The organism is Kitasatospora sp. NPDC058184, from assembly GCF_042883725.1.
In the GTDB taxonomy this organism is placed as follows: Bacteria; Actinomycetota; Actinomycetes; order Streptomycetales; family Streptomycetaceae; genus Kitasatospora.
In genome coordinates this window covers 376,806-397,801 of the sequence record NZ_JBHVVE010000008.1, presented here as the reverse complement: position 1 = coordinate 397,801, position 20,996 = coordinate 376,806, and the positions used below count along the sequence as shown (strand labels likewise).

General features: G+C 72.0%; 17 protein-coding genes and 1 pseudogene. 12 read left to right on the top strand and 6 right to left on the bottom strand.

What is annotated here, in order from left to right; all coding sequences use genetic code 11:
- The 3 genes from ACFVXH_RS18630 to ACFVXH_RS18620 form a co-directional block, all read right to left on the bottom strand.
- On the bottom strand, positions 1-2,847 hold a 2,847-nt coding region (locus tag ACFVXH_RS18630; RefSeq protein WP_387824969.1), incomplete at its 3' end, for an AAA family ATPase.
- A 16-nt stretch (positions 2,848-2,863) separates the two neighbouring features.
- Positions 2,864-4,288 carry an esterase/lipase family protein gene (locus ACFVXH_RS18625; RefSeq protein WP_387824966.1) on the bottom strand — a complete coding sequence of 475 codons (1,425 nt, stop codon included), beginning with the start codon at positions 4,286-4,288 and terminating at the stop codon, positions 2,864-2,866.
- Between the two features lie 661 nt (positions 4,289-4,949).
- Positions 4,950-5,279: a hypothetical protein gene (locus ACFVXH_RS18620; protein WP_387824963.1), complete on the bottom strand. Its 330-nt coding sequence runs from the start codon at positions 5,277-5,279 to the stop codon at positions 4,950-4,952.
- Between the two features lie 208 nt (positions 5,280-5,487).
- On the opposite strand from ACFVXH_RS18620, the gene ACFVXH_RS18615 reads away from it, so the two are divergent.
- The 4 genes and pseudogenes from ACFVXH_RS18615 to ACFVXH_RS18600 all read left to right on the top strand — a co-directional run bounded on the left by ACFVXH_RS18615 (position 5,488) and on the right by ACFVXH_RS18600 (position 9,389).
- On the top strand, positions 5,488-5,868 hold the full coding sequence (locus tag ACFVXH_RS18615) for a hypothetical protein (protein ID WP_147409020.1): 381 nt from the start codon (positions 5,488-5,490) through the stop codon (positions 5,866-5,868).
- Complete coding sequence (locus ACFVXH_RS18610) at positions 5,865-7,595, top strand: relaxase/mobilization nuclease domain-containing protein (protein WP_074003413.1); 1,731 nt, start codon at positions 5,865-5,867, stop codon at positions 7,593-7,595. The genes ACFVXH_RS18615 and ACFVXH_RS18610 overlap by 4 nt, the downstream gene beginning before the upstream one ends.
- A 16-nt stretch (positions 7,596-7,611) precedes the next feature.
- Positions 7,612-8,745 (top strand): hypothetical protein, encoded by a 1,134-nt coding sequence (locus tag ACFVXH_RS18605; protein WP_387824960.1) that lies wholly within the window; start codon positions 7,612-7,614, stop codon positions 8,743-8,745.
- Positions 8,746-8,860: 115 nt separating this feature from the next.
- Positions 8,861-9,389 (top strand): annotated as a pseudogene (locus tag ACFVXH_RS18600) (SMI1/KNR4 family protein).
- An 81-nt stretch (positions 9,390-9,470) separates the two neighbouring features.
- Here the strand turns inward: ACFVXH_RS18600 and ACFVXH_RS18595 are convergent.
- The gene (locus tag ACFVXH_RS18595; RefSeq protein ID WP_387824958.1) at positions 9,471-10,496 is read right to left on the bottom strand and encodes an NlpC/P60 family protein; all 1,026 of its coding nucleotides are present in this window, start codon (positions 10,494-10,496) and stop codon (positions 9,471-9,473) included.
- Between the two features lie 218 nt (positions 10,497-10,714).
- Here ACFVXH_RS18595 and ACFVXH_RS18590 point away from each other — a divergent pair, with 218 nt between their 5' ends.
- The 8 genes from ACFVXH_RS18590 to ACFVXH_RS18555 are packed head-to-tail and all read left to right on the top strand — an operon-like array spanning position 10,715 to position 18,942.
- Positions 10,715-11,134 (top strand): hypothetical protein, encoded by a 420-nt coding sequence (locus ACFVXH_RS18590; RefSeq protein ID WP_387824955.1) that lies wholly within the window; start codon positions 10,715-10,717, stop codon positions 11,132-11,134.
- A 3-nt stretch (positions 11,135-11,137) separates the two neighbouring features.
- Positions 11,138-11,422, top strand: coding sequence for a hypothetical protein (locus ACFVXH_RS18585; protein WP_049650094.1), 285 nt, complete (start codon positions 11,138-11,140; stop codon positions 11,420-11,422).
- Between the two features lies 1 nt (position 11,423).
- Positions 11,424-12,233, top strand: a complete 810-nt coding sequence (locus ACFVXH_RS18580; protein ID WP_387824952.1) for a hypothetical protein — start codon at positions 11,424-11,426, stop codon at positions 12,231-12,233.
- Complete coding sequence (locus ACFVXH_RS18575; RefSeq protein WP_387824950.1) at positions 12,230-13,666, top strand: hypothetical protein; 1,437 nt, start codon at positions 12,230-12,232, stop codon at positions 13,664-13,666. Before ACFVXH_RS18580 ends, ACFVXH_RS18575 begins: the two co-directional genes overlap by 4 nt.
- The gene (locus tag ACFVXH_RS18570; protein WP_387824947.1) at positions 13,663-15,111 is read left to right on the top strand and encodes an SCO6880 family protein; all 1,449 of its coding nucleotides are present in this window, start codon (positions 13,663-13,665) and stop codon (positions 15,109-15,111) included. The genes ACFVXH_RS18575 and ACFVXH_RS18570 overlap by 4 nt, the downstream gene beginning before the upstream one ends.
- A 9-nt stretch (positions 15,112-15,120) precedes the next feature.
- Positions 15,121-16,644 (top strand): ATP-binding protein, encoded by a 1,524-nt coding sequence (locus tag ACFVXH_RS18565; RefSeq protein WP_387824944.1) that lies wholly within the window; start codon positions 15,121-15,123, stop codon positions 16,642-16,644.
- On the top strand, positions 16,641-18,377 hold the full coding sequence (locus ACFVXH_RS18560; protein ID WP_387824942.1) for a type IV secretory system conjugative DNA transfer family protein: 1,737 nt from the start codon (positions 16,641-16,643) through the stop codon (positions 18,375-18,377). The genes ACFVXH_RS18565 and ACFVXH_RS18560 overlap by 4 nt, the downstream gene beginning before the upstream one ends.
- Positions 18,370-18,942 (top strand): DUF4913 domain-containing protein, encoded by a 573-nt coding sequence (locus tag ACFVXH_RS18555; protein ID WP_181970441.1) that lies wholly within the window; start codon positions 18,370-18,372, stop codon positions 18,940-18,942. Before ACFVXH_RS18560 ends, ACFVXH_RS18555 begins: the two co-directional genes overlap by 8 nt.
- A 10-nt stretch (positions 18,943-18,952) precedes the next feature.
- On the opposite strand, the gene ACFVXH_RS18550 is transcribed toward ACFVXH_RS18555, so the two are convergent.
- Positions 18,953-20,608 carry a hypothetical protein gene (locus tag ACFVXH_RS18550; RefSeq protein ID WP_387824938.1) on the bottom strand — a complete coding sequence of 552 codons (1,656 nt, stop codon included), beginning with the start codon at positions 20,606-20,608 and terminating at the stop codon, positions 18,953-18,955.
- Positions 20,605-20,991 (bottom strand): hypothetical protein, encoded by a 387-nt coding sequence (locus ACFVXH_RS18545; protein WP_074003421.1) that lies wholly within the window; start codon positions 20,989-20,991, stop codon positions 20,605-20,607. The genes ACFVXH_RS18550 and ACFVXH_RS18545 overlap by 4 nt, the downstream gene beginning before the upstream one ends.
- Positions 20,992-20,996: the final 5 nt, after the last annotated feature.

Sequence of the window (20,996 nt, the reverse complement as noted above, 5' to 3'; positions counted from 1 at the left end):
GGTGGCGAGGCGGGGGGTGCCGTCCGCAGCGGTGAACACCGCCACCGCATGCACCCCACCGATGTGGCCGGTGAGGGGCGGGCCGTCCTGGACGCCGGTGGCGGGGTCCCAGATCCGCACCTCCTCGTCGTAGCTGCCGGTGGCGAGGCGGGGGGTGCCGTCCGCAGCGGTGAACACCGCCACCGCATGCACCCCACCGATGTGGCCGGTGAGGGGCGGGCCGTCCTGGACGCCGGTGGCGGGGTTCCAGATCCGCACCGTCTTGTCGTCGCCGCTGGTGGCGAGGCGGGGGGTGCCGTCCGCAGCGGTGAACACCGCCAACGCCAGCACCCAGCCAGTATGGCCAACGAGTTGGAGGTGGAGATCCCGTTGGCGGACGGCGCCGCTGACCAGTGCGGGAGGCCACTCAGTGGGGCCGTGGACGTGGGTTTCGGCGGGAGGCGGGGTGCCCTGGATGTAGGTGGTGCCCAGTCGGCGCCACCACCGGCGCCACCTGGTCGTGTCGTGGTTGTGCTGGTCGGCGCCGCTTTCGTGGATGTGGCTCTGGAAGAGGACGGTTCCGGCGATGGCGGGCGGCACCTCGTTCGGGGGCAGGCCGCGGTGGAGGGCGGTGTCGGTGATGCCGGCGAGGTCGAGGGTGTCGAGGACGTCGGGGTGGTCGGCGAGCGCCTGGAGGGCTCCGGCGGTGTGGCCCAGCCGCGCGTGGGTGATGAGGTGGTGGCGGATGTAGGGGCTGACGTCCTCGGGCCGCGGGGTGCCGCCGCTGGAAGCCCGGGTGTCGAGGCTGTGGCGGGCCCGCCGGGCCAGGGCGGTGGTGATGGCGGCATGGGCGACGGGGTTGTCGGGGGCGGCGGTGAAGTGTTCGGTGAAGGTGCGGTGGGCGAGGCGGTAGACGCTCTGGCCGTGTTCCTGGTCGAGGGCGAGGTAGGGCGCGGCGTCGCGGACCAGGCCGGGGATGCTGCCTCCGGTGTCGCCCGCGTCGCCGGGGGTGAGGGTGTCGGCGGTGCGGGCCCAGATGCCGTCCTGGTCAGGTAGGCCTCGGCCCTGGGCGAGACCGAGGGCGCGTAGCAGGGGGGTGTAGTGGGGGTTGGTGCAGTGGAGGCGTTGCAGGGCGTGGGTGAAGAGTTGGCGGTGGGTGCGGCCGGTCAGCGGGGTGGGGTCGGCCAGGAGGGCGGGGTCGGCCAGGAGTTCGTGGGCGGCGAGGCGGACGTAGAGGAACTGCTGCGGCTCGGTGCCGTCCTGCTGCTGGTGGTCGGTGACGAGTCGGCGGACGGCGGCCTCGATGGTCGCTTCGTCGGTGTCCAGGGTGCCGCGTTGGCGGGCGGCGTGGAGTTTGGCGCGTAGGTATCCGGCGAGGGCGTCCTGGTTGTGCGTCACTTCGACGTACTTCAGGTCGGTTCCGTGGGAGCGGGGTCGGAGGGCGTCGAGGATGTCGGTGTCGTCGGGGGCGGGCTGGTCGGGGCCTTCGTGGGTGGAGCGGCGGGTGCCGATGACGGTCCGGACCCGGGGGAGGTCGGCGAGGTGGCGCAGGAGGGTGTCGGCGAGGGTGAGGGGCTGTTCGGCCTCGTCGAGGGCGTCGAAGAGCAGGGTCAGTGGTGCGTGCCGGTCGCGGAGGCGTCCGAGGAGCCGGGCGACGAGGTCGGAGGGTGGCTGGCCGTCGGCCGCTTGCCGGGCGAGGTCGGGCAGGCCGGCTGCCTGGGCGACGAGTTGGACGGTGTGGGTGAGGGTGAGGCCGGAGAGGTGGACGGTGAGGTCGAACGGGTCGTCCGGGCAGGGGACTTCGGGTGGCAGGGGCGTCAGGTGGCCGTGCCGGATCAGGACGTCTCGCAGCTGGGGGTTGATGTGGTGGAGGATGTGGCCGAGGAGGGCTGATTTGCCGGAGCCGGCGGGGCCGGTGACGATGAGGGAGCCGCTTGCGGTGGTGGTGAGCCAGCGGAGGATCGTGTCGCGTTCCTCGGTGCGGCCGTGGAAGTACCAGGCGAGTTCGCCGAGTTCGGCACCGGATGCTTTGGGGAGGAAGTGGCGCTGTTCGTCGGCGGGCAGGCGGTCGATGACGGCCTGGAGTTCGGCGATCTGGTCCAGGGGCGCGGAGACGGCGGAGGCGACGTCGGGGAGTGTGCGGACCAGTCGGTCGCGGTGGTCGTCGACGTTGATGGCGCGGTAGCCGCGGAGTTCGCGGGCGAGCTGGCTGCCGAGTTCGGCGAGGCCGATGGTCTTCTGTCCGAGGAAGGTGATGGTCAGGGCATGTTCCAGGGCCCGGGTGAAGTCGCCGAGTTCGGCGTGGCCCTCGGCGGCGGTGGACAGCAGCAGGAACCGGTCGGCGTCGCCGTACTCGTTGATGAGGGTGCCGTGCACTTTGCGGGCGAAGTCCTTGGAGAAGCAGGCGTCCAGGACGACGACGGCCCAGCTGTCCTCCGCGTCGGGGTGGATTCGGCGGCGGCCGATGGCGCGGGCGACGTCCTCCGGGTGGACGCCGTCGTCGATGGGGGCCGGGGTGCGGTGGTGGGCGAGGTGTTCGGCGCTGCCGTGGCCGACCCAGTAGAGCACCGTGTTGCCGCGGTGGGAGGAGGTGAGGCGTTTCCAGTCGCCGAGCCGGTCCTCGACCGCCTGCCGGTCCCGTTCCTTCTCCGGGGCCGCCCAGTGGTTGACGTGCAGGCCGTAGGGGGCGAGCAGGTCGGCGATCGCCCGCACGTGCTGCTCGGTGTCGAGTTCCACGTGGTTCCGGTAGGCGGTGAAGTTGACCGGGAACAGCTCGACGCCCCCGTCGTCGGGGACCGGTCCGGCCGTCGTGCGGCCCGGGCCGGGGGGCAACTGGGAGGGCGGGGTGTTCGCGTGGGGAGTGGTCATGGGCGGATCTCTGGGGTCAGGCGTCGGGAGGGGCGACGAGGACGAGCTGGGTCAGGGGCGCGTGCCGGCCGGTGTTCAGGGCCACCCTGTACAGGTCCGGCGCGTCCGCGGTGAACCGCGCCGAGAGGGCCCCGTCCGTGCGGTCCGGTTCGCGGCGCAGGGTCAGGGGGTGGCCGGGGCGGCCGGTGGTCGCCGAGCGCACGCTCAGGCTCGCCCCGGCCGGGGTGTCGAGACCGGTGACGGTGAGGGTGAGCGGCTGTCCGAGCGTCCCACCGAGGTGAGGGGTCTCCAGGCCCGGCCCGTCGCCGGTGCCGTCGCCGAGGTCGGTGCCCTGCGGGCGCTCCAGCGCGATGCGGCGGATCTGCCGCAGGACCTCGTCGTGGGACATCAGTGTGCCGTGCTGGCCGAACACGTAGTGGACGGCCTCGGTGCCGGAACGGGCGGAGGGCAGGTGGACGGTGCCGTCACCGGAGGCGTCGCGGCGGGCGGGGATGCCGGTGGCCGGATCGCGGACGAGTTCACCGTCGTCGCCGACGTCGAAGGCGTGGTGGCGGCCCGCGACGACCGAGAGGCCGGCGTGCTGTTCCTCCAGGGTCTGCACGGTCGGCTGGGCCTCGCCGACGACCGCCCGGTGCCCCGGCAGCACGAACCCGCTCCCACGGTGGCGTGCGCGCTCGGCCAGGGAACGGGCGGCCAGGTCCCGGTCGCCGCCGAACCGGGCGACATCGCCCGCGGTGAGGCGCTCCACCTCCAGGCCCCGGTCCAGGCAGCGGTAGCCGGGCAGCAGGTCGTGGACACCGGGCAGGGTCGCCGCCATCGCCTGCACCCGCCGCACCAGCCGGCCCGGTTCGGCCTCGGCGTGCAGAGCGTTGAGCGCCAGGACGGACTTCGCCGAGCCCAGGAACGGCGTCCCGACGGTGACCACCGCCCGGGTGTCGGCCGCGAGTTCCACGTCCTGCTCCAACGCGGCCCGCACCACCAGCCCGCCCATCGAGTGCGCCACGAACACCAGCCGCGGCCGCGCCCCGCCGGCCGCCCGCCACCCGGGCACCGCCGCCACCCGCTCCCGCCACGACTCCAGGTGCGCACGGGCCCTCCGGGCCAGCAGCGCGCCGTTGTAGGCGACCGCCAGCCGCCAGTCGTAGGGGAACGGCTCCACCGCCTCCGGCGCCAGCGTGACCTTCCGCAGGGCCTCGACCGCCCTGCCGTAGGGGTCAAGCCCCTGGAAGACGGGCAGCCACCACGGTTTGGCGAGCAGGCCGGTCGCACGGACGCGGGTCAGCGGTGCCCGCCGGGCGGTGTCGGCATCGGCTTCCCGCTCCTGGGCGTCCGCCCGCAGGGCAGCGAACAGGGCATCGCCGCTCAGCGCGTCGGTGAGCGTCGCCAGGTTGACACCCCAGAGCGGGCGGCCCGTCCTGTCGTCCTCAAGGACGCTGCCCATGATGCCGGGCACCACCACGCACGCGTCCCGTGTCCGGTCGCCGAACACAGGCGGTGCCCCCGTGAACGGGACCCCGCGCCCCAACCCCTCAGCCCCTGCCATCCCCATGCCGTCCGACGATAGAGCAGCGCACCCGCCCGGGTGCGGGCTTCCGCGAAGAATCGCGCCGTCCGGCGTCGGCCGTTGGCAGTGCTGTGGAAGGCAGGAGGTTCTGGCCGCTGCCCAGTGGGCGCGGTTCGAGTCGCTGCTGCCGGTGAGCAGCAGCCGGTACGGGATCTCCGGCGGGTGGTGAACGGGTGCTGCGGGCGATATCCCACACGTCATTCCAGAACGGGCCGGCCACACGGCCGACCGCACCCGATGCGGCAGCGCCGACGGTCGGCCGCCCTTGGTGGCCGCACCCTCCAGGATGCCCGTGGCCGAGTCCTCGTAGCCGGCTCGCCGAGGCCAGTGATCGGTGGCCCTCCGCTCTGGCACAACGCCTACCACCTAAGCCTCGGGATTGATCGTCCAAGAAGGAAGACGACACCGTATTCGTCCCATTGGCAGCGGCTGCCGCGACTGAACGCCCAAAGGGCTCGCCCCAGAGTTGATGGAACAATGACCACTAACTCGCTGTAGACATTCACCACCGACCGACGGTGAATGTCTGTGCCGCTGCTCAGCCGGCTTGTACACCGGCGTCGTCGAGGCTCTCCTCGTCGGAGGACGAGGGGCCCGGCACGGTGGTCCTGGTGGTCAGGGCGTGCTTCCGCGGCCTGCCCTTGGGGCGGCGCGCCGGCACCTCCGCACCCAGCCTCGCGAGCTCCTCCGTGCTCCAACCGGCTGCCTCGGCGGCTGCATAGGCTCTCCCGTACGGGACCTCGGTTTCGGCCAGCTGGTCCTTCAGGCTCTTTCGCTCCGCCATGACGGCTGCGAGCGGCACGATGGCCTTCTCGCGGTCGTCCTGGATCTCGCGCATTCGCCTCAGAAAATCGTCTTCCCTCGTCATGCAGCGGATCGTAGAGCCACCGCCCCCGACGGTTTCGAATCTTCCCGCGCGCCTCACCCGTGTCGGTGATTTCCGGCTGCCAATCCGGCGTATCCGCTGGCCGTCAATTCGATGACCAAGCAAGGTGGCGCAGCAGGGCGGCACGGCCAGGGACACCTGCGATCCTGCCGCCCGAACCCCCGGCCAGCGGAACCGAGGAGGACCGACGGTGAGTGCCACGGAGGGCGCCCGGCGACGGGAACGGCAGATGCAGTCGCCGCGGTCGAACCGGGTGAATCTTGCGTACAACGATGCCGAGCTGACGATCGTACAAGAGGCCGCGAAACGCGACGGTATGGCGGTGTCCGCGTGGGTGGCCCGAAAGGCACTGGCGGTGGCCAAGTCCCAGCTCGTGCCGGTATCCGCGGATGCCCGGGAGGTGCTGGCGGAGCTCATCAGATCGCGCGGCGAGCTGGTGCGAATCGGCGAGTCGGCCGGGTCTACCGGTCCCTGCGACGGCGAGCCCGGCACGCGCCTCATCGAAGAGGCCGTTCGGCGGGTCGACCGCGCGACGCTGCAGCTGATGCGGGAGCGGGCGTCGCGCTGGTGATCCCCAAAAGAGCGAAGGGCGGAAACGACACCGCCGGGCTGCTGTTCTACCTGTACGGCCCCGGAAAGCGGGACGAGCACGAGGACCCGCGCATGGTCGCCGCCTGGGCGTCATGGGTGCCCGACCCCGCGCGGTCGGCGGAGACGACGGTCGGGGATCTCGCGCTGCTCCTGGACGCTCCGGTGCACGCTTCCCGGGGCACCATCCCGGCCGAACTCGTCTACCACGTCGCGGTGCGTCTGGCACCCGAGGATCCGCTCCTGACGGACGAGCAGTGGGGCTCGGTCGCCCGGGCGATGATGAGCGCCGCCGGTGTCGCCCCGCAGGGCGACAGATGGGGCTGCCGATGGGTGGCGGTCCGGCATGCTGGCGACCACATCCACATCGTCGCGACGAAGGTCCGCCAGGACGGGATCCAGCCGAATCTGCGGCAGGACATCGTGCGGATGCAACAGCTCGCCCGACGGTTCGAGGTGCGGTGGGGACTGCGTCGGCTGACGTCGGGGGATCGGACCGCGAAGCGGTGGCCGACGACGGGAGAGACGCGAAAGGCCTCGCGCCGTCACCTGCCCGAAAGTGCGCGTGAGCAGCTTGAGCGAACGGTCCGTGCGGCAGCGGCGGCCGCAGCCGGCGAGGACGACTTCTTCGCCCGGCTCCGGTCCTCCGGTCTGCGGGTCGCGCAGCGTTCCGGCCCGGGGCGCAGCGCCCCGACGGGCTACACGGTCGCGCTCCCCGGCGACCGAGACCGGGGCGACCGGGCCGTGTGGTTCGCGGGCTCGAGTCTGGCCTACGACCTGTCGCTCCCCCGGGTCCGCGAGCGCTGGCAGGTACCGATCCCGGAGCCGGACGTGCCGCCGCATGCGTTCTGGCAGACGCTCCAGCACAACCTCAGCACGGCGTCGGGTTCGCTCGGCTCCGGCGGACGGCAAGCAGGGGCCGGCGACGTCGCCGCGCTCGGCGACCTTCTCGTCCTGATGTCCGCGGCCGCACCTCCCCTGGTCGAACCGAACCTGCGAGCCTCGGCGGCGGAATTCGAGCGGGCCGCCAGAGCCCCGGGCAGACGCGACCTGGACGGCGAAGCGCGAATGCTCCTTCGGTCCTCGGCCCGCCTCCTCGTGTCGTCGGCCAGGTCGGCCGGGCACAACGACGCGGCCGCCTTCCTGGGCTTCCTCCTGGCCCTGGTCGCAGCCGTCACGGCCGCGCAGCTCTGGCACGAGGAACAGGGCTACCGTCTCCAGGCCGACGCGGCGAGGAGGACCGGCCGGTCGCTCCTGGAAGCTGTGGAGCTGAGCACCGGAGCGTCCGTCGAAACCAGCTCTCGGTCACGCACGAGACGGCCGGGGCCCGCCTCACCGGTGCCCAGCCGATCGTCGCTACTGACCGACGTCGTGACGAGGGCGCTGCCCAGTCATGCGTCGGCGGTGCTCGTGGATCCCGCCTGGCCTGTCCTGCGCAGGCGCCTCATCGCCTTGGAGCGACTGGGCTTCGACCCCTCATCGGTTCTCGCCGCAGTCGCCACGCGGCGTGAACTCGGCTCGGCGGAGTCCATCGCCCAGGTTCTCGTCTGGAGGTTGGACGGCTGGGCTCGCGCTCGCGGCGAGGCTCTGGATACGCGGGCAGCGACAACCGCGCCACCGACCGCAGGCGCCAAGAAGACCGCCGGTCCTTCGGCCGAGACGAATCGCGTTCCCGGCAACGGTGCGGAAGGCCCCAGACGGGGCCGCTGAGCGACAGGAGATCACGATGACCATGCCCTACCCGGGTGAACCGTTCGCCGAGGCGGTCGGCGAGGCGGTACAGACGTCGACGGCGGCGGTGCGCCTGGTGCTCGCGGTCGCGGACGCGGTCCGCCGTGGGGCGCAGCGGAGGTCGGGGCGGGAGCACCCGCTGCCGCCGACCGACCTGGCGCTCACCGAGGCGGCCGGGGATCTCAAGGCCCTGCTCGCCCCCGATGTCGCCTGGATGTTGATGTCCGGTCCGGACTGGCCGATCATGGCGCAGCAGCTGGTCGCCTTGCGGCGGGCCGGTGTCGACCTGGAGCACTTCCTGCCGCGGGTCGGGGACATCGCGGTGTCGGTGCGGGATGCCGTCCTGTCCGACTCGGCGCGGATCACGGCCGAGCAGACCCAGGAGTGGGCCGGGCTGCTCCGCGAGACCCTTCCGGCGGGCCCGGTGCGCGAGGCGATCCTGGCCTCCCCCACCTGGCCGGAGATCGCCGCGACGATGCAGGAACTGCTGGAACGGGGCGTCGACGTCCGAAGAATCCTGGCGGCCGCCTATGCCGAGGGGACCGATGTCGGGCAGGCGGTCGACCGCGGGCTCGACGCCGCTCAGCGGCGGGCGAGCGGGCCGAGCCGGGACTCCGTACGCTCCTACGGTCCGTTGACGGTAGGGCTGGACCTACCGAGGGATCTCGACCTCGGAGACCGCCGGAGGGCGCTGGCGCAGCTGGGTGTGAGCCAGGCGGAGAACGCCTCCTTCGTACGCTGGGTCTACGAGGCGCTGCCCGGCCGGGACCGTGAGGCGGCGCTGCTGGTGAACTCCCGCCCGTGGCCGCTGCTGGCCGCCCGGATGGCGCACATGCAGGACGGTGGCAAGCCGGTCCGGGAGCACCTGGCGCGGCTGATGCGTGATCGCGGCTGGGAAGCCGGCCCCGCCTCCTACCTCGTGCCCCGCCTCGTCCAGGCCACCGCCGACGCACTGCGCAGGCCGGCGAACGACGCCGTCACCGCGGCCACGGTGGTGACCGACGCGGCCCGGGCCTCCTCGGCCACGGCGGGACAGCCCCCGTCATGGACGCGGGGCGCGAAGCCCAGCCCCAAACGCACCGCCCACCGTGCTCCCATCCCGAAGCCCACCACGGGACGATCCCGGTGACGGCCCCAGGAATCTCAGGATCAGGTTCTCGGAGCAACGACCTTTCGGGCATGGAGGTTCCAGTCCGTCTGGGTCAGTCGACGTTGATGACACTGGTAGTCGCTAACCTCTCCGCGTGACTCATACCAATGATCGACAACTCCCTGTCGCACTCGCCGCAGCGCTGGCGATCCCGTTCGACTACGACGACGGCAAAGGGATCGACTTCGAGTCCCTTCCCGGCCTTCCTGTCCGCCGAGGACACGACCGACTGGCTCCGGGCCTGGACCGGCAACACGGAGTTGAACGGTGACGACTTCCGCGTGTTCGGCCAGGACGGCACGGGTGGATACGCGGCGATCTGGCTGGTTCGCCCAGGCCGACCACTCATCGACCAGCCCGTCGTATTCCTCGGCTCCGAAGGCGAGACCGGCGTACTGGCGCGCGACCTGGGCGACTTCCTGTGGCTGCTCGCCGACGGCCTCGGGCCCTGGGAAGCAGCCACCACGTATGAGCCCGATTGGGTTCCCCGTCCCAACCCGCAGATGGAAGCCATCGCGGAACGATTCGCCCCCGGCCGACAGCAGCCGGCCACTGCAGTCATCGACCAGGCAACCCAGGAGTTCCCCGACTTCGACGACACCATCATGGAGCTTTGCCGCTGACTCGCTGTTTCTGAGTCCCGCGCAACGGAGGCGCAGGGACAGCGAGACAGCGCAATGTGGCGTGAGGACCGGACCTCGTTCCTACGGTCGCGTGGCGCCCGCGAAGCCAGAGGCTGGCATGTCCGTGACGGGGGCCTTCTTGACGACGTCGCCGGTCTTCGGCGCTGAGATCATGTGTTCGTCGCCGATGTAGAGCGCCACGTGGTAGACGTGGCCGTTGCCGCCGTGTCTCCAGAACAGCAGGTCGCCCACCCGGAGTTCGGCCTGGGCAACGGAACGGTCCGCCGTGGCGGAGTACTGCTCGGCGGCGGTGCGGGGGAGCCGGCGGGCGGGCCAGTAGGCGTACTGGACGAGAGCCGAGCAGTCCCAGCCGACCGTCACGCCGGCCAGGCACTGTCCGTCCCGGTAGCCGCCGTCTCCGTCGCAGTAGCCCCGGCCGGGGCCGGCCGGGCTGCCGCCGCCGTAGCTGTAGGGCACGCCGAGCTGGGTGGCGGCCCGGCGGGCGGCGTCCGGGCCGGCACCGTACCCCGTGATCTCCGAGAACGGGCCGTCGCCGCGGAAGCGGGCCACGTTGCCCATGATGTCCGCCACATAGCGCTGGGTCTCGGCGTAGGGCGGCACGCCGTGGTTGGCTTCCACCGCGGCCCATCCCCCGTTGTAGGCGGCCAAGGCCAGGCGACGGGGGTCGTCGGCGATGCCGGATGTCGCGGCCTGCCCGAGCAGACTGCACATCAGCCGCCCCTGCGCCATCACGGCGTCTCCGATCTCGAAGGGCGAAGCCGTACCGTTGCGGTCGTCGTCCCTCCCCCAGGTCGCCCAAGTGCCCGGCATGAACTGCGCCGGTCCTTCGGCGCCCGCCGGACTGCGGGCGTCGGCGCGGAAGCCACTCTCCTCGAAGAGCTGGGCCGCGAGCAACGCGGGTGTGAGTGCCGGGTCCTGGCAGTCCCCGGCGGCCCTGAGTACCCAGGGTCGGTACTCCTCCGGCAGCCCGTAGACCGCTGTTCTGCCCGTCTCGGCGGCTCCCGCCCTCACCACCGGAACGAAAGCTACGACGACCACACCGAGCAGCACGAGGAGCACCACACAGCAGACCGCAATTTTCTTCACGGAGCCCCCCTTGTGAGGTGCGTCGATAGGACCGAATGGGCGGATGGGCGTGCCTTCCGTACCGCGAGGGGCGTTACGCCACGTGGTCAGACGATCAGTTCCTCGCTCCTGATCGAAAGGCCGCTCTGACAACGCGAGTTGCTGGGGGAGGTTGCGACGTGGCACCCGATCCGGTGGTACCTGTTCAGCAGGCACGCACCGTCCCGACGTACGGGCTGATGCCGGTTCACGGATACGACATCGCCTCCGCCGTGGTGCTTCAGATGCTCAACGGCGGCGACGGACGGGGCCTACGGGCCCGCGGGCTCGGACCGGGAGCACCGGTGCCGTACGGCGTCCAGCCGGTGCTGGTCGCTCCCAGCACCGTCTACGGCACCGTGCAGGTGGAGGCGATCGTCCGAAGCTGGCCGGCCGACACCGTTCCGAAGCCGTGGCTCGTCGTGGTGGCCGACGTCCCCGCCAAGCCTGCGGCCGCGGCCCGCTACCGCCTCCGTGCCCTGGGCGGGCGTCTCGCCGGGACGGTGTTCCTGCCCTACCTGCCGGCGCTTCGCTCGGTCGCACGTGCCGAAGACGCCCTGGCCGACGCCGCCGTGGCGCGCGCGGCCGCCCGGCTGCGCACCCAGATGGAAGGGAAGTGACTGATGTTCCTCGCCGAAGATCCCAAGAACTCGGGACTGATTCCCGCCGCCAAGCCGACCAAGATCCCGGGAATGGAGGGCACCGTCAGCACCTTGTTCGGCTACGGCCTGTGGATCCTGCTCCTGGCCGGTGTCGTCGCGGCCGGTGTCGGGGTGTGGAAGCTCGCGATGTCCGACAAATCCCGTCACGGCGGCGGGTCCGAGCCGTTCAAGTGGATGGGCAGTGGAGTGGCGGCCGTCCTGCTGGCCGGCTCGTTGATCTCCATCCTCAACGGCATCGCGGGCTGACATGAGGAAGTCGAGGGGAGGCCTGCCCCTGTCCCGGACCGTGCTGTGGGGCTCGGGCGCCATGCTGGCCGCCGTGGTCGGGCTCACCGGGTACGCGGCCCTGGCCGGTCACGACGACGTTCCGGCGGCCCGGCACGCGGGCCCGGCGTCCACCTCGTCGCCACCGGCGGCGACCACCGCGCCGCAGCCGGCGCCCACGTACAGCGTCCCGCCGACCTGGACCGAGCCGGAGCGCTGGCTCGCCGCGCCGAGGGGTGCGCGGAAGGCGGCGAACGGTCGGGAAACCGGCTTCCCGAACACCACCGACGGCGCCATCGGGATGATGGTGGCCGCCTCCGCGATGGACGTCGAAGGATCCGGCACCCTCGCGGAGCAGCAACTCGCCGTCTACAGCGCCTACATGGCACCCGCCGACCAGTCCCCGACGGCCGAGGCGAAGGTGCGCCAGGGCGCGGAGCGGGCCGACGCCGCGACCCGCAGAGCCCTCGGACTGCCAGAGAGCGGGCCGCTGCCGGGCGGCGCGTTCATGCGGACCGTCATGATCGGGGTCAAGCCCATCCAGGTCACCCCCGCCCAGGTGACCGCCTACGTACTGATGAACGTCACCGACAAGGCCGGGGAGACGGCCGCGGAGAAGACGGTCTACAGCGTGGGGATCCTCGGAGCCGTCTGGCAGGACGGCGACTGGAAGTTGTCAGGACAGGCCATCAAGGACGCGGCGGCGCAGGCCGACCGGAAGCCGCCCATCGCGGCGCCGGGCGACGCCGCCTTCAACGCGGCAGGCTGGACCGCGATCAGGCAGGCGTCGTGAGGCGTCGGATCGCCGCCGTCCTCCTGTCTCTGGCGGTCGTGTTCGGCAGCGCCACGGCCATCGCGCCACCGGCCGCCGCGGACGACGGCATCGTCGGCTCGATCGTGGACTTCGGCTGCGAGCAGACCGCTGTCGGTCTGGTCGGACGGATCTTCGACACCGACTGGTGCGAGTCGGCCGGGAAGGCCACCGACAAGGCGGTCAAGGAGGAGTGGAACTCCATCTGGGAGTCCGCCGTCGGCGACTGGCTCAAGGCGGCGGTCGAACTCTGCAGAACGCTCATGGCGGCGACGCTGACGATCGCTTTGAAGGGACCGTCGCTGAAGCTGGAGAACACCGGGCTGTGGAACGGGAACGCCGTACTGGCCGGGATGATGGCGTGGCTCGGCCTGATGGTCTCCGTGTTCGGATTCATGTGGCAGGCCGGGCGCATGGCGGTCACCGGCCAGGCCAAACACCTGCTGCGTGCCGCCTCGGGGTGGGGGCAGAACGCGATGCTGAGCGTCTTCGGCGTATCGCTGGTGGCGCTGCTGCTCACCGCCGGTGACGCGCTGACCGACGGCTTGGTCCAAGGCGTCTTCCATGACGACACGACCGCCTTCGACAAGATCATCACCACCATGGTTCCCAACGGGATCGTGAACCCCGTGATCGTGGCCGGCGGCGCCGTGGTGCTCATCCTGGTCGGCTTCGTCCAGCTCATGCTGGTCTTCCTGCGCAACAGCGCGATCCCGATCCAGTGCCTGCTGCTGCCGATCGCCGGGGCCGGACGGGTCGGCGGCGACGCCACCCAGAAGTGGGTGACGAAGCTGATCTCCTCGATCCTCGTCGGCATCGCCTACAAACCCGTCCTCGCGGTCATCATCTGTGCGGGCTTCACCGAGTTCGGTAAGTCGGACGGCTTCGCCGCGTGGCTGCGCGGCCTGGCCACCCTGATGCTCGGCATCCTCGCCCCCGGACCGCTCACCCGGATCTTCGCCTCCCTGAGCGAGGAGCTCGGGTCGGGCATGGCCGGCTCCGGCGCGGTCGGGGCCATGGGTGCGATCGGTGCGATGGCGGGGCGCGGAAGCGGTGAGATCGCCGGAAGCGGGGCCGAGGGGGCCGGGGGAAGCCAGCCGACCACAGCCGTGGAACACGCCAAGCGCGTCGAACAGGCCAGGTCCAGGGGCAAGGCCGCCGACGACGAGCAGGACTGCGGCAGCGACGCCCTCGCTCAGGCCTCCCGTACCGGTGCCGGGTTGGTCCCGAACCCGACCGCCCCGGGAGACGGTGCGAGCTCCGCAGCCGGTGCCGGGGGCTCGGCGGGAGCCGGTGGTGCGGCAGGTGCTGCCGGGGCAGCGACCGGAGCGGGCCCCGTGATCCAGGTCCTGGACGGACTCGACCAGGCCGTTCAACAAGGTGCCGGGGAGATCGGAAACGGAGGACACCTGTGACCACGCTTGAAGTCCCGGACGGGTTGAGGGTGCAGGGATTCCGTACACGGCGCAGCTTCGGCCTCGCCGGAATGTCGCGCGAAGCCACCATCCTGGCCGCCGTCGTGCTGATCGCCGACGGCATCGTCGGCGCCCGCTGCCCCGGCACCTTGCTCGTCACCATGCCGCTCACTCTCGCCCTCGCGGGGCTGGCCGCCGCGCGCCGTCAGGGCATGCCGGCTCTGGCCTACTACTGGGCCGTGCTCGCCTGGCGGCATGCCGACCGTTCGGGCAGCACCTCCTACCGCCAGGTCCTTCTGCCGCAGCCGTACGCGCTGGACCTGCCCGGCGTCGGCGCGAGCTCCGTGCTGATCGCCGCCCACGACCCCACCACGGGCCGTCCGGTCGGGGTGGTCCACAACCGGTCCAGCGGAGCGATGACCGTCACCACCCTGCTCGCCCCCGGCGGGACGCTCATGGCCACCACCAGCGCGGTACGCGGCAGCCTGCGCAGCTGGAGCGCGGTCCTGGACGCGATGAGCACCGACGAGCAGATCCTGGGCGCCGCCGTCACCGTCCAGATCACCCCGGGCGCGGGCGAAGCGCTCGCCGACGACGTCAAGGACCGCCGTCGACCGGACGCCCCGCGCCTGGCGCTCGACACGATCGACGAACTCGTGCGCACCACGCCGCGCGCGACCGCCTCGGTGGCACCGTGGATGAGCGTCATCGTCGACCCGACCGCGGGGGCGAACCCACCGACCGACCTGGCCGAGCAGGTGGCCGAGGCCCTACGGGTGGTCGACACGCTCGACCTGAACGGCACCGGCACCGACATCGTGCGCCGGAGCACGCCCACCGACCTTCGCCGCCTGGTACGTTCCGCCTACGATCCGGCGGTGTTCGACGCCCGGGACGAGGACTTCGCCGAGCTGACCTGGGGTGAGTGCGGCCCGGTCGCCGCCGACGACCTGCTGGAGGCCTACGCGCACGACGGCGCTGTCTCCGTGAGCTGGGTGCTGCGGGAGATGCCGCGCCGCCCGATCCCCTACAGCGTGCTGCTGCCGCTGCTGAGCCCCGGGCGGTTCCAGCGCCGCGTCACCCTCTCCTACCGGGTGCTCGACCCGTACGAGGGCGAGGCGGTCCTGGAACGTGAGATCTCCAACGCCGAGCAGCGCGCGCAGGCGACCGCACAGGTACGGGGACGCGCGAGGTGGAGCCAGAAGGCCGACCACCAGCGTGCCGAGCAGGCCGCCCACCAGGCGGCGAGCGGCGCCCAGGTCGTCGAATGGACGCTGAGGGTCACCACCACCGCCCGCTCCGCCGCCGAACTCCCCGACGCCCGGCAGGAGTTGGAACGCGCGGTGAAGGCGACGAAGGGTATCCGAATGCGCCCCGCCTACGGCGCGCAGGCGTCCACGTTCGCGGCCGGTCTGCCGATCGGCTACCAGCCGTTGGTGAAGTAGGGAGTCGGCATGCGACAGCCGAAGCTGCTGACGCCGCGTTGGAACCCCGACCCGGACGACGGCCGGCCGGAGCGCGGGAAGGCCCGCGGTGTACCGGGCGGGCGGCAAACCTACGCTCCGCGGCTGGGCTGGGGCGGCCTGTTCGGTGGCCGGGCAGCGGTGGAGGACACCGGCACCGTCTACACCGGGCCCTCCACCCAGGCCGGCGCGATCTATCCGTTCCTCCTCGGTTCGGGGCTGCCGCCTCGCGGAGTGCCGGTCGGCCGGGACGTGCTCACCGGCGAGCTGGTGTGTGTCGACCCGTCCGGCTGGACCGGGAAGCTGACCACCAATCCCGGGGTGTGGGTCATGAGCCAGCCCGGCGTCGGCAAGAGCGCCCTGGTGAAGCGCATCTGCCTCGTCTACGTCGCGTTCGGCAGCATGATGTGCGTGCCGGCCGACGTCAAAGGCGAGTACACCGCGATGATCCGCGAACTCGGCGGCAGCGTGCTGAGGATCGGCACCGGGGCCGACCGGATCAACCCGCTCGACTCCGGCCCTCTCCTGGGCCGATCGGCCTCGCTGCCCGCCGCCGAACGCGGCGCCCTGCTCGACGTCCTCAACGGGCGCCGGCTGGAGACCCTCGGCGCCCTGCTGGCCACCCGGTGCGGGCTCGGTCGCCAGCCGGACGAGATCGAACGCTCCGCACTCACCACCGCCGTACAGCTCGCCGCCGATGCCGCGCCGGGCAGCGACCCGGTCATCCCCGACGTCATCACCGTCCTGCGCCAGGCCCCCGAGGCGCTGCGGGCCAAGCTGGCAGCCGAGGGCGACACCTACCTCGACCTGACCCGCTCGGTCGTGGCAGGCCTGGACAACCTGGTCGACGGGCCGCTCAAGGGCATGTTCGACGGCCCGACCACGACGCCGCTCGACCTGGACGCCCCGGCGGTGTCGGTCGACATCGACGCCCTGCGGGCCCGGGGCCGTGACGTCGTGTCCGCCGGGATGATCGCCAGCTGGGCCTACACCTACAACACCATCGACAGCGCCCGCAGCCTCGGTGTGATCCGCCGCCGACTCGTACTGCCCATGGACGAGATGTGGCGGGCCCTGCGTTCCGGTCCCGGCCTGGTCGACGCCATGGACTCCATCAGCCGCCTCAATCGCACCACCGACGACGTCACCATCTACGTCACGCACTCACTCCAGGACATGGAAGCCCTACCCACCGAGGAGGACCGGGCCAAGGCCAGAGGCCTGATGGACCGGTGCGACACCTGGGTCATCGGGGGCTCGACCGACGAGGAACTCGGCCGCGTCTCCGGCAAACGAACCCTGACCGAACAGGAACGCCTGCTGATCACGTCCTGGGCCTCGGCCACCAGCACCGGCCTCGACGCCTCCGACCACGTCCATCCCGGCCGCGGCAAGTACCTCATCAAGCTCGGCACCAGGCCCGGCATCGCCGCCGCGATGGAACTCACCTCCACCGAGCACCGGCTCTACCACACCGACACGGCCGGGAACGCACCCGAAGGAGCCCGCCGATGATGACCGAGAACGACCGGGCGTGGCTCGCCGGCGGCGCCCTCGCCGGCGGCTCGGTGGTCCTGTCCGCCTCCACCTGGACCGGTGCCTCCGTCTGCGCCGCCATCGCCGGAGCCGACGTCCCGCCGCTCAGCCCCTTCACCGTCTTCGAGATGACGCGCGACTGGCACTCCGTCTGGCCGAACTCCCCCGCCACCAGTGCCATCGGCGCCGTACTCCTCGACCTGGTCGTCCTCGCCGGCCTTCTCTGGGGCCTGCGGACGGGACTGCGCTGGTTCCACAACGCCTCCCACCTCGCCACCCTCCACCAGGTACGCGACCTCGCTCCCGAGCGCGCAGCCCGCACCGCCATCCGGCTGCGCGCTTCCCTCCACGGGGTCAGGCCTCGCGCCGTCGCCCCGCACGACCGTGGTGTGCTGCTCGGCGACCACCTGCCGACCGGCGTGGAACTGCGCGGGTCCGACGAGGACACCTACCTCGCCCTGATGGCACCCCGGGCCGGCAAGTCCTCGACGATCGCGATCCCGGTCGCCGAGGAAGCCCCGGCGGCCCTGCTGCTGACCAGCAACAAGCCGGACGTCTACGCCGCCACCCTGGCCTCCCGCCAAAAGGCGGGCAACGTCTGGGCGTTCGATACCCAGGGCGTGGCCCGGATCGAGCGGGCATGGTGGTGGGACATCATCTCCGAGGCCGAGACGCTCGACCGCGCCGAGCGCCTGGCCGGGCACTTCGTCAACCAGGTCAAGTCGGACGTCGCCGACCCGTTCTGGTCTCAAGGCGCCGGCGACCTGCTGGTCGGCATGTTCCGCGCCGCCTGGTGGGACGGCGCCACCGTACGGCACGTACTCAAGTGGCTGGCCGACCCCAAGGAACGGGCGCCGCTGCGGATCCTCTACCAGCACGAGGAGGTCCTCGCCGAACAGGTCGACAGCTCCATCAACATCGCCGAGGAGACCCAGTCCGGCATCTACCAGAACGCCCGCACCGCCGTCAGCGCGCTGCGCGACGAGAAGGTGCTCGCCTGGCTGCTCCCCGACCGGCACCGGCCCCGGTTCCGGCCGGAGGAGTTCGCGCTCAGCCGGGACACCCTCTACCTGCTCAGCAGGAAGGGCGGCGCCGCCTCCGCCGTCGTCGCCGCGCTGGCCGACTCCGTGTTCACCTCCGCCTCCGAGGCCGGAGAGCGCCATGGCGGACGCCTGCCCGAGCCGATGCGCGCGGTCCTGGACGAGGCGGCCAACATTTGCCGGATCGAGGACCTGCCCGACCTCTACAGCCACCTCGGCTCACGCGGCATCACTCCCTGCACCATCCTCCAGTCCTACCGGCAGGGCGTACGGGCCTGGGGAGAGGTCGGCATGGACGCCCTGTGGAGCGCGGCCACGAAGAAGGTGATCGGCGTCGGCCTGGACGACCCGCGCTTCGTCAACGACATCGCCACCCTCGTCGGCAACCACGACGTCATCCGCGAGTCCCGTTCCAGGAGCCGCGACGGCGGTTCGACGTCCTTCAGCGAGCACCGCGAGCAGATCCTCGAACCTGCCCAGGTCCGTGCCATGAAGCGCGGCACCGCCCTGCTGCTGTCCACCGGCATGCCCGTCTCCCAGATCGCGCTGCGCCCCTGGTACGAGGAACCGGCCATGGCCCACCTCGGCCCCGCGATGAAGACCGAGGAGGCTCTCATCGCGAAGCGTGCCGCCGTCGCCTGGGAGGCCCGGAGGTCGGCTCGCCATGACTGACGAAGCCGCGGATCGGGTGCTCACCGAGGACGTGGAAGATCTCAAGGCCATGCTCCAGGCCGTTCAGGCCGAGTTGCGGGACCTCCGGGAGTCCGGCTCGGGCGGGGTTGGATCGGCGGATCACAAAGGTGAGACCGACGACGCCGAGGCAGAGCAGGAGGAGAGCACCGAGTGGCAGTACCCGCCCTTCCTCTTCCTCCTCGAAGGCGAGCAGCGCGACGCGGAGCTGAGGCTGCTCGCGGAGTGGGTCGAAGGCGTCCTCGTCCCCGGCTGCCTCGGCGAGGCATCCGCCGAATCCCGGTGGTGCCATCTGTGGATCGAGCACTGGGACGCCGTCGGTGTCCTGCACGCGATGTGGCTGGCCTGGCAGGAACTCACCGATCCCGCCACCTGCGGCTACACCGGGCCCAGCGTCTGGTACCGCGACCACTACCGGCCGCACATCGCCGACCTGCGCGGTCCGGGAGGGCCGTTCGCCGGCTGCACCAAGGGCGAACACCGGACCGGGCACCGACTGCCCGGCAGGGTGCCCAGCGCCTGGTGCACGACCGAGGACGACAGCTGACCGGCCGACGCTACCGGGTCTTCCTCCGCGGATGGAGCGCACCGACCTCTCGGGACAGCTCGGACGCGCGGTGGGCCGGCAGGCGCGCCGGGTCCGACGGGCGGGCCACCGTCGTGCTGCGGGCACGGGCGGCGGCGGCCTTCACCCGGCGGGTGTCGTAGAAGGGGTCCCCGGTGAAGCCGAGCGTGTTCCGACGGTCCGCCTCCAGCACGGCCCGGCCGAGGGGGCTGCCGACCGCTTCGGCCGCGCGCGCGGTGGCGATCTGCGCCGCGGCGGACGCTTGACGGGCGCTGTCGTAGGCGATCGTGATGTGGCGGATCTGCTCGGGCGAGGCCGGGTACCACCTGGTCCAACCGTCCCGGAACTGGTCGGAGGGTGCGCTGCCGCGGGGGTTGTGGGCGGGATCGGAACTGAGGAGTGCTCCGCGCTGGACCAGGGCGGAGCCGATGCGGGGGACGTGTTCGGCGAGGATCTGTCCGGCTGCGGGGACAGCGTGGGCGGCAGCGAGCAGGTGGGTTGCGTCGCCCGGCGCCGTGATGATCTCGTGCGGGGCCCTGGGGGCGCGCCGCCCGGTGTCGCGGCGGGTCCAGCCCGGGGAGAAGAGGGTGCGCCCGAGCCGGACCACCGCGAACTCCGCCTCGCGGACGAGGCGCGGGTTCGAGGCCGCGGGCGCGCTGCCGAGGCCCGACCTCCAACTGGCCGCGGCCTGTTGCCAGGCCTGAGCTGCCTCTCGCAAGGCGCCGCCGGCCACATCCACGACGCCCTGGGCGACCGGGTCGGATGTGAGGAGATCCCGGGTGTGCTCGATCAGACGGGCGGTGAGCAGGTGGGCCACCGCGGAGTGGTCTGCGGCAATCGACAACTCGGCGACGGTGGCGTCCGGGAGGCGCTGGGACGCTTGCTGCGCCACGTGGGCGGCCAGCCATTCCAAACCTCCGCCGACCGCCCGGAGCGCTTCGTACTGCGACTCGCCCGGCCTGACCGGGGGCGGCGGCGCCGTGGCGGCCGGTGGGAGGTGCGTGAGGCCGGGAGCCGGGACGGACGGGCGGGGCGAGTGAAGCTGGCGCTGGATGCCGATCGCCGCCCGCTCGATGAGCACCGCGCGCTCCCTGAGGCGGTAGGCCACGTCATGGCTGCGAATCACCCGGCGGTCGGACGGGCACAGCTGGCCGATCCGCACGGCCACCCGCCCGGCGACGCTGGCGAGTTCGGCCGTCTGGGCAACCACGTGGCGCGCGACCCCGGCACTGTCCAGGTACGCGGCGTAGGGGCTGCGGGGCTCTCCGTCCGGCCCGTGGTGGCTGGCGAGCAGGTCTCCGGCGAAGCGGAGGAAGCCCACGGCTTCGGCCAGGTGCGATGCTGCCGGGTCGGGCTCGGGCCACGCGTAGAAGGCCTCGTCCCGCAGCAACCGTCCGAGGATCTCCACGTTGCTGTGCAGTCGGGCCACGTCGCCTTCGGCGATGCCGAGCGGGTCGGGAGCGAGGGGTCCGAATCGGCTGGTGCCGCGGTGGAGCACCTGGAAGACGTCCGCCAGCGCCTCACTGCGGGCGGCGTGCTGACCTGGCGTACTCGGGCTATCGGCGTCGGCGAGGGTGAGGGCCGCCAGGGCGTACTCCATCCTGGAAAAGGCCAGGGTGACGAAATCACCCCAGGTGACGTCCGTCATCCGGCCGCTCCCTGCTCGACCGGCAGGGCATCGCGCAGTGCGGCGGCGGCGTCCCGGGCGTGGAGGGCGGCCATGTGACGGTCCCGCATCCGCCGGACGTCGGGCGAGCGCCGGGCGAGCTCGTCGAGTGCGTCGGCGAGGCCGGCCAGGTGGTCGACCAGGTCGTGGTCGGCCAGGCGGTCGCCGCCCTCGGGGTCGCGGTCGGGCAGTGGGAGGTAGATGGTCGCCTCGGTGGCGTAGGAGGCGGCGGTGAGGGCGGCCAGCTGGTCGTAGCGGTCGTCGCGGACGGCCAGGTCCGCGAGCGCGTGTGCGGCAGTGGCGGCCGTCCTCAGGGCGGTGGCGGCCGCCTGTTCGACGTCCGGCTGGTTCGGGTTCGGGTTCATGATTC

Coding starts and splice junctions, on each gene's coding strand:
- ACFVXH_RS18625 (WP_387824966.1), bottom strand. CDS start 4,288: ATGGGCAGCGTCCTTGAGGACGACAGGACGGGCCGCCCGCTCTGGGGT.
- ACFVXH_RS18620 (WP_387824963.1), bottom strand. CDS start 5,279: ATGACGAGGGAAGACGATTTTCTGAGGCGAATGCGCGAGATCCAGGAC.
- ACFVXH_RS18605 (WP_387824960.1), top strand. CDS start 7,612: ATGACCATGCCCTACCCGGGTGAACCGTTCGCCGAGGCGGTCGGCGAG.
- ACFVXH_RS18590 (WP_387824955.1), top strand. CDS start 10,715: ATGCCGGTTCACGGATACGACATCGCCTCCGCCGTGGTGCTTCAGATG.
- ACFVXH_RS18585 (WP_049650094.1), top strand. CDS start 11,138: ATGTTCCTCGCCGAAGATCCCAAGAACTCGGGACTGATTCCCGCCGCC.
- ACFVXH_RS18580 (WP_387824952.1), top strand. CDS start 11,424: ATGAGGAAGTCGAGGGGAGGCCTGCCCCTGTCCCGGACCGTGCTGTGG.
- ACFVXH_RS18565 (WP_387824944.1), top strand. CDS start 15,121: ATGCGACAGCCGAAGCTGCTGACGCCGCGTTGGAACCCCGACCCGGAC.
- ACFVXH_RS18560 (WP_387824942.1), top strand. CDS start 16,641: ATGATGACCGAGAACGACCGGGCGTGGCTCGCCGGCGGCGCCCTCGCC.
- ACFVXH_RS18555 (WP_181970441.1), top strand. CDS start 18,370: ATGACTGACGAAGCCGCGGATCGGGTGCTCACCGAGGACGTGGAAGAT.
- ACFVXH_RS18550 (WP_387824938.1), bottom strand. CDS start 20,608: ATGACGGACGTCACCTGGGGTGATTTCGTCACCCTGGCCTTTTCCAGG.
- ACFVXH_RS18545 (WP_074003421.1), bottom strand. CDS start 20,991: ATGAACCCGAACCCGAACCAGCCGGACGTCGAACAGGCGGCCGCCACC.